Here is a 13634-nt window from a genome sequence, read left to right on the forward strand (position 1 = left end):
TCGCGATGACAGCGTGACACGAACTTGGTACCACTATTGGGGAAGCTGCTTCTCATCCGAGAGCCTGTGCCGTTTCTCCAGGTGAGTCGAAAACAGGGAGGTCTCCATGGAGCCGGACGTCACGACGTCCCCACCCCGCAAACGACGGGTTTTCTGGGTCGTCGCCTTGGGCCTTCTGCTTAGTGTAGCTTGTGCTAGCTGGTTTGCGCCCACCATTGTCGGACTGACGGGACTTCGGCAGTCGATTGTCGCGGAAGTCTTCAAGAATCCCAACGGCGTTCTCCACGTCCAAAGCGCCTCGCTTGGCTGGCTTTCCCCGATTGTCCTTGAGGGAACCTCCATCAAGGGTCACGACGGCGAGCTCTTCTTCCTCGCCCCCCGAATCGAGAGCCAAGAGCCCCTTTATCGCTGTATTTTCGACCCAAAGGGCTCCATTTCCTTCCAAGTGACCGACCCGAAGATCCGCATCGCCGTCGATGGGACCACCAGCAACGTCGAACAGATCTACGGCCACGTCCTCGACGAACCGCAGACCGACGACGACGGCCCCCGGCGGTTCGAAGTCACCGGAGCCAGCCTCGAGGTCGTCGATGTCAAACGTGACCAGCAGTGGGAACTGCACCCGATCGACCTCACCCTCCAGAGCCCCGGAGCGTCGGGCGACGAGTTGAGCGTCGCGATGAAGGGAAGCTGGGCGGTCGAGCAACGGGAAGGCTCCGTCGATCTCGATCTCGTTGTCAGATCGCCCAACAGTCTCGCCAGCGACCCCAAAACATTCTCCGCCACTCTCGCAACCTCGGTGGAGAACTTTCCGATCGCCCTGGCGGGCGTCTTTGTTCGCCTGACCGGAAACGACCTCACCCCGGCAGGCGCGTTCTCGCTCCACGCCACGGGATCGCTCGAGTCGAAGCCCGACGCGCCGTTGACGTATCAGCTCGCCACGAGCGCCGGCGCCAAAGGGGTCTCGGTCACCGCCGCTCGCCTCGGCCCGAAGGCGGTCGACCTCGGCGACACCTCGTTGACCCTCGCCCTCTCCGGGTCGGACAAGGCGATCACCTTCGACCAAGCCAAGCTCCAAGCGCCCTACGCCAATGCCAACGTCAAGGGGACGATCGACCTGACCGACGGCGTCTGGGCGGCGATGATGAAGCAGGGCTACCAAATCGAGGCGTTCGCCGACCTCGCCAAGTTGGCCGCCCTGGCTCCCGATCTGCTGCCGCTGCGCGGCGATACCAAACTCGAATCGGGCGAAGCGACCTTCGTGCTCGGTGGCTCCAAGCGAGCCGACAACGAGGAGGTCGAAGCCCGGCTAGTCCTCAACAAGCTCAAAGCGATCCAAGACGGCCAAGTCCTCTCCTGGCCCAACCCGATCCTGGCGAGCTTCGACGTCGACCGCGGCGAGGACGGACTGCCGTGGGTCCGGTCGGCGCAGCTCCACCTCGCCGGATTCCAGCTCACCGCCAAGGGAACGCCCGACGAGCTGACGATCAACGCCACCGGCAAGCTCGAGGAGATGCAGCAGCGCGTCGCGCGTTTCTTCAAGTTCGGCGATGTCGCCCTCGCGGGAGCCGTCCAAGCCAATGCCGAGATCGTCCGCAAGGGAACGCTCATCACGCTTCGTTCGTTCGAAGCCCAAATCGCCGGTTTCGAGTTCCATGGCAAGGACCTCGATCTCACCGAGAAGGAGATCTCGCTCTCGACGAAGGGTGCCATCGACCTCGAGAAAAAGAGCGTCGCTCTCGGCGAAACCTGGTTCACCAGCGACACGATCGCTCTGAAGAGCAAGGGGTTCACCGCCGGCGTCACCGAAAACAAACCCCACGCCAACGGCACCTTCGACCTCGCCGTCGACTTGGGCCGGGCGCAACAGCAGCTCTCCAGACCGGGCGACGAGCAGCCGGTTCGCCTCAACGGCTGGTTGCGTGGTCCGGTGGCCGTCGCCCTGAAGAGTAACGTCGCGACCAGCGACGCGAAGTTCGCTCTCTCGGAGTTGGTCCTATCCACCCCAGGCGGGAATATGGGACGCAAGGAACCGGTCGAGTTCGAGACCAAGCTGAGTCACGCCCTCGGCTCCGAAAGCGTCCAACTGGTCGATTTTCAGATCGGCGACAAGACGTTCGGGCTTCAAGCGAAAGGCGAGCTGACCGAACTCTCGGGGGCTCAGAAGGTGAGTCTTCAGGGAAACTACCACTACGATTTGGCCCAATTGGCGATGCTCCTCGCCCTGATGACCGACCCGAGTCTCACCCTGGAGGGCAAGAAGTCGCAGTCCTTCGAGGTTAATGGCAACCTCGCGAGTCTCGATCAGAAGGACGCCCTGCTCGCTTGGAACGCCTCGGCGGGATTCGGCTGGGATGCCGCATCGCTGCGCGGCTTGAACGTCGGCCCGACCGACTTCGAAGTGAAGCTGAACAAGGGAATTGTCACGACCAGTCCGATCAAGGTCCCGGTCAACAAGGGCCTGGTGACCCTCCAACCGATGACGCAGATCGTTCCCGGTCCGCCGCTCTTGACGCTGCCGGAGGGCCCCGTCGCCGAGAAGATCGAGCTGACCCAGGAACTCTGCCACGGCTTGCTCGCGTTCATCCTCCCCGTGTTGGCGAACGCCAGCGAGGCCGATGGGGTGGTCTCGTTGTCCCTGCAGGAGTGCGAGGTTCCCCTGGAGAACCCGATCGCGGCGAGCATCAAGGGGGAGTTGACGATCGACCGGCTCGATGTCGGTCTCTCTCCGATGCTAATCGCCTTCGCGGAGATGCTGCGCATTCCGACAAAAGCCCGGGTCGCGGAGAACTCGGTGGTGAAGTTTCAGCTCGCCGATGGCCGGGTCCACAACGAGAATTTTCGTCTCGTCTATCCCGACATGCTCGTCGACGTGAAGGGTTCAGTGTCGCTCGACCGGACGCTCAACCTGACCGCCGACATCAACATGCCCAAGGCCCTCGCCCGCACCGGGCCGCTCGGCAAGATCGTCTCTCAGCAACAGATCTCGGTTCCGATCGTCGGAACGCTAGAGAAGCCGCAGCTCGATCGTTCGAAGATGCGTCAAGAGGGGCGTAAGTTCATCGAGAACACCGCCACCAAGCTCCTCGACCAGCTCTTGGCACCGAAGGGGAATCGCTGAGTCGCCGGCTGATCTCAACGTGCTTGCCTTGTCGAGCCAGGGATGCCCAGCAACCCTGACGGGCTTGGTTTGGGAGATAGAGGGGGTCTCTTCTTCCACGACCGGGTGGTCCCGAGTACCGGCCACGTCGCCTCCACTGGGAGGATCGAGTCACTCCTTCTTCGGCGTCAGATAGGGTGCCACGTTCTCATCCTTGGCCAAGTCGAGCACATAGATCGTCCCGTTGCCGTTGAGGGTGGCGAGCTTCGTGCCGTCAGGGGAAAAGCCCGCCAGTTCCGCCTTCGCATCGACCGGCGCGATCTCGTACCGCTCGACCTGTCTCCCGGTATGCCCATCGAGGATGTCCAGGAATTGGTTGGTGCTCATGACGAGCAGCCGACCACTCGGATCGAACATCAGGCTCGGGTCCCAAGACTCGCGCAGGACGACGGCCGGCTTGTCTACGGCACGCGTCTCCCAGAGGTTGATGCTCCCGTCTCCCTTCCAGGCTTCGCCGACCGAGACGAGGTGGTTCCCATCAGGCGAGAACAAGAGGACGTGAACACCCTGGCGCTGAGCCTTCCATTCGCGAATCGTCTTCGCGGTCGCGCCATCGACAAGGCGAACCCGACCATCCTTGCCACCCAGGGCGATCGTCCCCGAGTCGACCGAAAAGGCGGCCGTCTGAACCTGGAAGTCCTCGGAGCCTAGCTCTCGCGGCGGCATCTCCTTCGTGAGGTCATGAAGCGTGGCGCCGTCGTCCTCGCGTACCCAAGTGAAACACCAACGGCCGTCCGGGCTGATCTGAACGTTGCGTCTCATCCCGACCGGCTCGAATTCGAGAAGTTCCTCGCCCGAGGTCGTGTCCCAAACAGTGCCGGCGCCCTTGTCGGTCCGCGTCACCAAACGACGGGCATGGGCGAATAGGCGACCATCGTCGGCATCGCCCGTCTCGAAGGTCCGCAGCCGCTCTCCCGAAGCGACATCCAGCAGCGTCAACGTTCCCTCTCCGGAGAACAGGCAGCCGACCAGATTCCCCGTGGCGTCGAACTTGGCGTCGGCGTACGGAGTTCCCTCGCCGCCGATCGCTCGCCATTGGCTGCCCGAGACGGTGTCCCAAAGCCCGATGCCGCCAGGTTCACGCCGATCACTCAGCTCCGCCCAAGCAAGCATCTTGCCATCGGAAGAGGCTGCGAGATCGAAGATGTTGCGTTGCCCACCCGCCACTTGCCACTCGTCGACCAACTCCGCGTCGTCGAGTCGCCAATGCTGGATCTCGCCGGCCGCTCGCCCGACATAGAGATCGGCTCCGTCCTCGGTAAGATCGGCACAGAAGCCGAAGGAGCCCTTCAAGTAGGTCCGAAGCAACTTGCCCGTCTTCGCGTCCCAGAGTCTGGGCTCAAACCCAAGCGACACAATCTGGGTCTCGTCGGGGGTGAAGAGGACATCCTTGACCGGTTTGGCATGGCGTAGGGGTGGCAGAATCTCCTCTCCCGCGTCGACACCCCAAAGGCGAACGGTCCGATCCTCGCTGGAGGAGAGCAATCGCTTGCCATCGCGAGAGAGCCGCAATCTGGTGATGGGCCTTTGATGTCCCTCCAAGCTCGCCAGATTCCGTTGCTCCTCCCAGTCCCAGACATCAATGTGACCGACACTATTGGGACCGCTACGCGTGGTGGCGAAGGTCTTGCCGTCGGGAGTGAACGCGAAGAGTCGCACGCGTCCCCTGAACGGAAGCGTGAACTCGTCGCGGAGGTTGCCGGTGGCGATGTCGAATCGCTTGATCGTGCCCTCGGTGCTCGCCGCGACGGTGCTTCCATCGGCGAGGAAGGCGACATGGTTGACCCACTTCCCCAACGCGATGTCATGAGCCAGTTCCCCGGTCTCGCAGAGCCAGATCTTGAGCCGGCCGTCGCCAATCACTGCCGCGAGACGGCTTCCATCCGGACTCAGCGCCAGCCCCCGACTCGGCCTCCAAAACGGCTTCGGCGGCCCGCCATAAACCTTCGCCAGCGGCACGTCCTTCCCCACCGCGGGATCGGCCATTGGGAACGGCGTTTCGTCCGACGCGACAGGATCCGAGGTGTTTGGTGCGTCGCTATTCGTTGGCTCGGTGGGCGGTGGCCCGCTGCTCTCCTCGACGGTGAAGGAGCCTCCCTTGGGAACTTTCATACGGGCGACTTCGTTGCCGTCACGATCGCGGAAGATGACGACGATACCCGCGACCGCCATCCCCAGAAAAACGACGAGACTGCCGATCGCCGTCGGCAGCACCCAACCCGCACGGCGCCGGCCGAGCTGACTCGACCCCGAGAGCGTCGCTCCCACGTGGGTCGGTTCGCCCCCCGACATGTCGATCGACTCGACCGTCTCCTCGAGACGACGGGGCCCCGGCCCCTCGATGGGGATCGTCGCAGTCGCCGAGGCGGCCTGAAGCCAATCGATGGACTGAGTTCCCGTAGGGGACGCGTCGTCCTGCGCGATGGTCGCGGTCGACTCGGAGGCCAAACACGCTTCGAGGTCGTTGATCACGTCCTTCATCGATTGATAGCGCTCCGTCGGGTTCTTCGCGACCATCCGCTCGAAGACCGCGATGAGCGGGTCGGGGAGATTGGGCCGTTGGTCGCCTAGCTTGGGGATCGGCGCGTTGATGTGGGCGTGGATCTTCTCGTAGGGAGTATTCCCCTGGTAGATCGGTTTGCCGACCAGCAAGTAATAGAGCGTACAGCCGAGGCTGTAAATATCGGCGCGAGCGTCGGCGGCCTTGGTGCTCGTGGCTTGTTCGGGGGCGATGTAGTCGATCGTTCCCATCACCATGCCGCTGACGGTGAGTTGGTCGTTGGCCTCCTCGGCGACCTCGGCCTCGAAGCGGGCAAGGCCCATGTCGAGCACCTTGACCATGCCGTCGGGATCCATCAGCATGTTGCCCGGTTTGACGTCACGATGGACGATCCCCTTGTCGTGGGCGTACGCCAATCCACGACCGGCGTCGATGACCGCTTGGATGGCTTTCGCGACCGTGAACGGTCCCTTCTTCCGCACCAACTCGGACAGGTTGGGACCATCGACCAGTTCGCTAACGAGGTAATGCAGCCCGCGCGACTCGCTGGCATCGAGCGCCGTCACGACGTTCTGATGAAAGAGCTTGGCCGCCGCCTTGACCTCACGGCGGAAGCGTTGGACCTTCTCCTTCGTCCCGACGGCGGACGAAGGGAGGACCTTCAGGGCGACCTCGCGATCCATGTGCCGGTGGTAGGCGCGAAAGACGACTCCCATCCCGCCCTTGCCGAGCTTGTCGACGAGGACGTAGTCGCCGATGGAAAGGTTCTTGCCCCGCCCCTGATAGATCATCGAGGCCTGGTAAGAGGTGAGCTTGCCGTCGGTGACGAGTCGTTTGCCGAGCCCTTCGGCGGTGGCGTTCTCGGGGAGCCCGGCCCGCAAGGCGCGAAGTTCCGCGTCCTCCACCAGACCGGTGGAGAGAATCTGCTGCGCGAAGTCGTCGAGCGTCGGCGGCATGGCACCATCGCGAGAAAGATCGGCCCCAAAAAAGGTCACCCCACCCGTTTGATTTGGACGAGTGGATGAACCGCCGCGTCAGCATAACCGACGCGGCGCATTCCCTCCAGGTACAAGGGGGCTTCCGCGGAAAACCTCCCCACCGGCGGGGTCAGTCGCGTTCGCGTCCGATGTACCCATCGAGTTTTGGATCCTTGGCGAGATCGAAGAGGTAAACGGTGCCGTTTGGATTGAGCGTCGCGAGTCTCTTGCCATCCGGTGAAAAGTGGACTGACCGAAAGTCTCCCTTCGAAGGACCGACGCGGTAGGAAAGAATCCGAACGCGGCTCGTGGGCTTCCAAAGTTCGATCCGCCCGGCCACCGTGACCGCGAGGAGTCGACCGTCGGGACTGTAGGCGATCTGTGGTTTGTAGTGAACGTCGCCCAACGGACCGGTGCTTTTCCACGTCGACAAATCCCAAGTCCGAATCAAGTCGCTCCCCATCCCATCGGTCGCCGAGACCAGCATCGGAGGGCTACCCGTCACGGCAAGCCGATCGACCGGCCGTCCGTGCCCTTCGAGCAAGTGCTCTTCCTTGCTTGTAGCAACGTCCATCGCGTGGATGTTTCCCGAGCCACTTCCGACGAGCAGATAGGTTGAATCGGCGGTGAACGTCAGGGAACTTGCGCGGTGACGGTCGAACTGGCGACGAGCCATGGAGTTGCCAACGTCCCAGAGCAACACCAAGCGACTCGTGCGTCCCGCCAACCAGCGCCCGTCGGGGCTGAAACAAAGATCCTCCATCCCGAAGGGCGAACGGAGTTGCTGGAGTCTCGTTCCCGAGTCAGTCTCCCACAACGACACCGACTGGTCGCGACCGGAAATCGCGATCAGCCGGCCGTCGGGATCAAACGCCACGGACTGTAATGGCCCCGTCTTCTTAAAGCGATGCAAGGCCTCCTTCGTGGATAGATCCCGCAAGAGACTGTCCTCTCCCATGTTCTCGATTCCGAGCAGTCGGCCGTCGGGGGAGAAGTGAATCGCCTCGGGTCCCTCTCGCTTGCTGGCGCCCGAGCGAACTCGAATTCGCCCCGAGTCGCCGTCGAGTATCGCGAGGGAACCACTCCCGGTCCCGGCAATAATCTCCCTACCGTCGGGACGGACCGCGACCGAGACGCAGGGGGCCGTGCTGATGTTCTGCTCCCAGAGGAGTTCGCCGCTCGTCGCCTCCCAGCGTCGGATGTTGCCTAGGGAATCTCCCGAGACCACGGTTTGTCCGTCAGGCCAAAGTGCCACGCAGTAGAACGAGGAATCCGACGTCCATTCAAAGAGGCGCCTTCGAGTCTTCACGTCCCACCAACGAGCGACGGGACCGACTCCCACGAGGAGACGTCGGGAGTCGGTGGGGGAAAAGGCGATGCCACCGATCAAAGAGTCGGTCGCGAAGGACGTCACCGGTGCCTTCCAGTGATTCACGCCCCTCAAGCGCACCCCCTTCGAGTTGATCGTCGCCAAGGTCTCTCCATCGGGAGAGAAGACGATCTGCCAGTTGCGCGCCGTTCCTCCCCCGCCAGGCTCGACGAGTTGCTGCCCCGTCTCGGCGCTCACTAGCGTGACCGAACCATCAAACTGCCCCACCGCGAGTTTCCGCCCGTCGGGACTGTAGGCGAGCGAGGCAGCCTTGCCTCCCTCATGGTTGAACGTCCGAATCAGTTCCCCCGAATGGGAATCGAAGAGATGGATCGACATCGAATCGGCGACAGCGACGACTTCCTCGCTCGGGCTGAACGCCGCGGACTGATGCCAGCCACTAAACCGGACGGGCAAACTGCGAAGCCAACGGCCCTTGGAGGCGTCTCCCAACCGGACTTGTCCATCCATGCCGCTGGCGACGAAGATCGTTCCCCGCCGATTGTAAGCCAAGGTCGTGACCCGCCCCCAAAACGCCGTCGGTGCCCCCCCCAGCGCCCCCTCGAACGGAATATCCGCTCCGATTGGCGGATCGGCCATCGGAAGCGATATTTCGACTGGGGCGACGGTGTCGGGGTCACCGGCTAGGCCCGATTCGTTCAGAACACTGGAAGAACGCTCCGGGGCAGCGGTGACGCGACCAGTCTCCCCCCGGTCGCGCTGGCGAGAGTTCGCGATCAAACGCGTCGCCAACATCCCGATGACGATGACCAGACTTCCGATCACCGTCGGCAACACCCAACCGGCCCGACGGCGGTGAAGCGGACTCGAATCCGACGACGTCGCAACATCGACAGAAGAATCGTAGTCCGATGAGCGAAGGGACTCTTGCGTCCTTTCGTCGGTCCGCGAGTCGATCTCCTCGGTTGGAGCTCCCGCGGTCGCCGACACGACTTGGAGCCACTTGACGGCATCGATTGTCGACGTAGCCGCGGAATCCTTCGCGAGCGAGATTGTCGCCGTGGCGTTCAAGCAGGACTCCAGTTCGGCGACGACTTCGTTCATCGACTGGTAGCGGTCCGACGGATCCTTCGCGACCATCCGCTCGAAAATCGCATCGAGAGACTTGGGGACATCCGCGCGAAGCTCGGATAGCTTGGGAGTCGGCTCGTAGACGTGCGCGCGGATCTTCTGGTAAGGGGTCACCCCTTTGTAGATCGCCCTACCGATGAGCAGGTAGTGGAGCGTACAGCCGAGGCTGTAGATGTCCGCGCGGGCGTCGGCCGCCTTGGTGCTCGTGGCTTGCTCGGGGGCGATGTAGTCGATCGTCCCGAGCACCATCCCACTGACCGTCAACTTCTCATCGGCTTCCTCGGCCACCTCGGATTCAAAGCGCGCCAGTCCCATATCGAGCACCTTGACGACCCCGTCGGGATCGATGAGCATGTTGCCCGGCTTGACGTCGCGATGAACGATCCCCTTGTCGTGGGCGTACGCCAATCCTCGACCGGCGTCGATGATGGCCTTGATGGCGTCGGGGACCGTCAGCGGCCCGCGCTTGTCGACCAAGTCGGTCAAGTTGGGGCCTTCGACCAGTTCGGTCACGAGGTAGTGGATGCCGCGCGATTCGCTGGCATCGAGCGCCGTCACGACGTTCTGATGAAAGAGCTTGGCCGCCGCCTTGACCTCACGGCGGAAGCGTTGGACCTTCTCCTTCGTCCCGACGGCGGACGAAGGGAGGACCTTCAGGGCGACCTCGCGATCCATGTGCCGGTGGTAGGCGCGAAAGACGACTCCCATCCCGCCCTTGCCGAGCTTGTCGACGAGGACGTAGTCGCCGATGGAAAGGTTCTTGCCCCGCCCCTGATAGATCATCGAGGCCTGGTAGGAGGTGAGCTTGCCGTCGGTGACGAGTCGTTTGCCGAGCGCTTCGGCGGTGGCGTTCTCGGGGAGCCCGGCTCGCAAGGCGCGAAGTTCCTCCAGCTCCACCAGACCGGTGGAGAGAATCTGCTGCGCGAAGTCGTCGAGCGTCGGCGGCATGGCACCACTGCGCGGAGGGACTGTTGGCGACCGTTCCTCGTACGGATCGTGAATCTGATTTCTGGGCGGCCCGAGTTATTAGTCTAATCGACCACTCCCCTTTTCACCAGAGGGAAGATCGGGCTGAAAGGCGGTCTGTTGACGGGCTGGAAAGTCGTTTGCCGGACGGGTCAGTCATTCAGATGGGGCGCCAGCTTCGGGTCTTTCGCTAGATCGAAAACGTAGACGGTCCCGTTGGTCGATTTCGCCGCCAACTCACGACCATCCGCGGAAAAGGACGACAATCCGAGGCGGCCACCGACAGGCGCCACCGCGTACTTCGCGACTTCCTTCCACGAGCGCGTATCCCAGATCCTGATGAACTGGTAGGCACTCTCGACGAAGAGCTTGCCGGAGGGATGGAACTCGCCGGTGGGAAACCAGTCCTCGCCGATGGTCGCGACCTCGCGCCCGTTCGCGGTCTCCCAAACATGGATCCCCCGATCGTCCTGACCAATGACCCCGATCGAAGCGATGCGTTCTCCATCGGGAGAAAACGCGAGGTAGTCGACCCTCGACGTTTGCGCCTTCCATTCGAGCAGCGTCTTTGCGCTGTCGACGTCGAGGAGCCGGATTCGACCATCGCGGGAACCGAGAGCGACTACTCGGGAATCGTTCGAAAGGATGCCCCGCATGACGCGGAACTCGGGAGAGCTCAGCTCGCGTGGCGGCAGCTTTCCCTCGAGGTCGTCGAGCCACGCCTCTCCCTTGGAGCACGAAATGCACCAGCGGCCATCCCGACTGAGGCTGGCTCGCGGGCGTTCGTCGTACCGCTTGGTTTGGAAGAGCTGATCACCCAAACGCACGTTCCAGACCGCCACCGCGCCATCATCGCTCGTCGCGACGAGCCGGTCGGTGGCGTGGTCGAAGGAGGCCGCGGCGACGTTGGGAAACGAGAACCGCTTCAGCTCCTTACCCGATCGCACCTCACCAACGGCGACCTCGTCCGGAGCGGAAAGAACCGCACTGAGCAGGGCGCCATCAGGGGCGAAGACGACACCGGAGTAGTCGGTCCCGGCGCCACCAAATCGCCGGCGTTCGGTGTGCGACGCGATGTCCCACGATCCGATCCGGCTGCCGACCCACCAGTAGGTCCAATCGGCCCAGATGAGCGTTTGGCCGTCGGGAGCGATGGCGAGCGAGCCGAGTGAACGTCCGGGGGCGGTCACGTCCCAGGTGGCGACGCGGTTCTCCTCGTCGACATTCCACCGCGCGAGCGAACCCTCCTCTCCGGCGGCCGCGTAGATACTCCGTCCATCGGGCGTCACCACGAAATCCTGGACCCGGGCTGACTGGTGGTAGGTACGAAGGCGTTCTCCCGTGGTCGCATCCCAAAGTTGCAATCTGTTGCCGCTCGTGACGATTGCCTTCTCATCGGGTGTCCAGCAAGCGCTGACGTAGTAGTGCTCCCCCGGAGAGATCTCGAGGATCTGCTTCCTGGTCGCGACGTCCCAAACACGGACGGTCCCATCGCGCGACGCGGAGAGAAGTCTCTTCCCATCCCGAGAATAGACCAAGTCCAAAATGGTGTCGCGATGGCCCTCCAGCGTCGCGATCGGCTTGTGGTGTTTCCAGTCGAACAGTTCGATCCGTCCGCGAGCCTTCTCACCCGAATACGCGATCGAGTTTCCCTTGGGAGCGAACGCGAACGCATGGATCCCACCGTCCTTCCTCGACAGGTAGCAGGTGTTGAGCTTCGCTCCGCTGGCGGTGTCGAACACCTTGATCATTCCTTCGGAGCTTCCCCCATAGGCGCTGCCGTCGGCGGTGTACGCGACATGCATCACTCCCGGTGAGTCGAGGGAGTGAACCTGAAGCTCTTCTCCGGTCAGGACATTCCAAAGCTTCAAGCGACCATCGGAACTCCCCGCGAGGAGCTTCGTCCCATCGGGGCTGATCGCGAGATCGTTGACCCGTTTCCAGAACGGCATCGGCGGACCGCCGTAGACTCCCTCGAGCGGCACGTTCTCCCCGACGGGAGGATCGACGACCATCTCCTGGTCAGACGTCGGAGCCGGATCGGATTTCGGTGACCGATCGGGCAGCGCGGCGGGAGGCGACGCTCGCTTGGTCGCGGCGGGATCGCCAGCGGGAGCCATGGCACCGGGGCTTTTCACCTTCACCGTCTTGCCGTCGACCTCGATCGAGCCCCCGTCGGGAACGGTGACGCGCGCGACTTCGTTGCCTTCGCGATCGCGAACCGTGACGACGATACCCGCGACGACGACGCCCGCGAAGAGGACGAGACTAGCGATCGCCGTCGGCAGCACCCAGCCGGGACGGCGGCGTTCGAGCTGACTCGACTCGGTGGGAGTCGCTCCCACGTGGGTCGCTTCGGAATCCGCGGAATGCGCGGACTCGATCGTGTCGTCGCCGCGACGTCGCGGCAACTCCTCGGCCGGAATCGTCGCGGTCGCCGAGGCCGCTTCCAGCCAGTCGGCGGCATCGCTCGCGGCGGTGGCGCTTTCGGTTTGGGTCATCGTCGCGGTCGCCTCGGACGCCATGCAAGCCTCCAAGTCGGCAATGACTTCTTTCATCGTTTGATAGCGCTGGGCGGCGTCTTTCGCGACCATCCGTTCAAAGACCTTCTCGAGGCCCTCGGGAATGTCGGGTCGTTTCCGCTTGAGCTTGGGGATCGGCGAGTTGACGTGGGCGTGGATCTTCTCGTAGGGGGTCTCGCCCTTGTAGATCGGCTTGCCGACGAGCAGGAAGTAGAGCGTGCAGCCGAGGCTGTAGATGTCCGCGCGGGCGTCGGCCCCTTTGGTGCTCGTGGCTTGTTCGGGAGCGATATAGTCGATCGTCCCCATCACCATCCCGCTGACGGTGAGTTGGTCGTTGGCCTCCTCGGCGACCTCGGCCTCGAATCGGGCGAGCCCCATGTCGAGGACCTTGACCGTCCCCTCGGGATCGAGCAGCATGTTTCCCGGCTTGACGTCGCGGTGAACAATGCCCTTGCTGTGGGCGTAGCCGAGACCGCGCCCGGCGTCGATAACGGCCCGAATCGCCTTGGCCACCGGCATCGGTCCCTTCTTTCGGACCAAGTCGGTCAGATTGGGCCCTTCGACCAGTTCGGTCACGAGGTAGTGCAAGCCGCCCGACTCGCCGGCGTCGAACGCGGTGACGATGTTTTGATGGATGAGCTTCGCGGCCGCCCTGACTTCGCGACGGAACCGCTGCACCTTGGCCTGGGTCTTCATCGCCGCGGTCGGGAGGATCTTCAGCGCGACCTCGCGATCCATGGTTCGGTGCCGAGCCCGGAAGACGACGCCCATCCCCCCGGCACCGAGTTTGTCGACCAGGACGTAGTCGCCAATCGAGAGGTTCTTGCCCCGTCCCTGGTAGATCATCGAGGCCTGGTAGGTGGTCAGTTTGCGATCGAGGACAAGCCGCTTGCCGAGCGCTTCGGCGTCCGCGTCTTCGGGGAGTTCCGCCCGCAGATCGCGCATCGCTCCTTCGTCCACCAAACCGGTGGCGAGAATATCCTCGGCGAATTTGACCAGCGTCGGCGGCATGAACACGTCACAAGCAAGAGGCGTCGTCGCCTTCATT

Annotated in this window: 4 protein-coding genes; 1 reads left to right on the forward strand and 3 read right to left on the reverse strand. The window is 63.2% G+C overall.

Translation table 11 applies throughout. The features are described 5' to 3' along the window. Nucleotides 1-106: 106 nt before the first annotated feature. Nucleotides 107-3121 carry an AsmA-like C-terminal region-containing protein gene (locus Pan216_RS21555; protein WP_145261265.1) on the forward strand — a complete coding sequence of 1005 codons (3015 nt, stop codon included), beginning with the start codon at nucleotides 107-109 and terminating at the stop codon, nucleotides 3119-3121. Between the two features lie 150 nt (nucleotides 3122-3271). Here the strand turns inward: Pan216_RS21555 and Pan216_RS21560 are convergent, their stop codons facing one another. From Pan216_RS21560 to Pan216_RS21570, 3 genes are all read right to left on the reverse strand, one after another. Then, entirely contained in the window at nucleotides 3272-6616 is a 3345-nt protein-coding gene (locus Pan216_RS21560; protein ID WP_145261267.1) for a serine/threonine-protein kinase, read from the reverse strand. A gap of 151 nt (nucleotides 6617-6767) precedes the next feature. After that, nucleotides 6768-10046, reverse strand: a complete 3279-nt coding sequence (locus Pan216_RS21565; protein WP_145261269.1) for a WD40 repeat domain-containing serine/threonine protein kinase — start codon at nucleotides 10044-10046, stop codon at nucleotides 6768-6770. Between the two features lie 170 nt (nucleotides 10047-10216). Next, a complete protein-coding gene (locus Pan216_RS21570) occupies nucleotides 10217-13597 on the reverse strand; it encodes a protein kinase domain-containing protein (RefSeq protein WP_419192821.1) in 3381 nt (1126 codons plus the stop codon). Between the last annotated feature and the right edge of the window lie 37 nt (nucleotides 13598-13634).

Origin of the sequence: Kolteria novifilia (genome assembly GCA_007748055.1) — a bacterium.
In the GTDB taxonomy this organism is placed as follows: Bacteria; Planctomycetota; Planctomycetia; order Kolteriales; family Kolteriaceae; genus Kolteria; species Kolteria novifilia.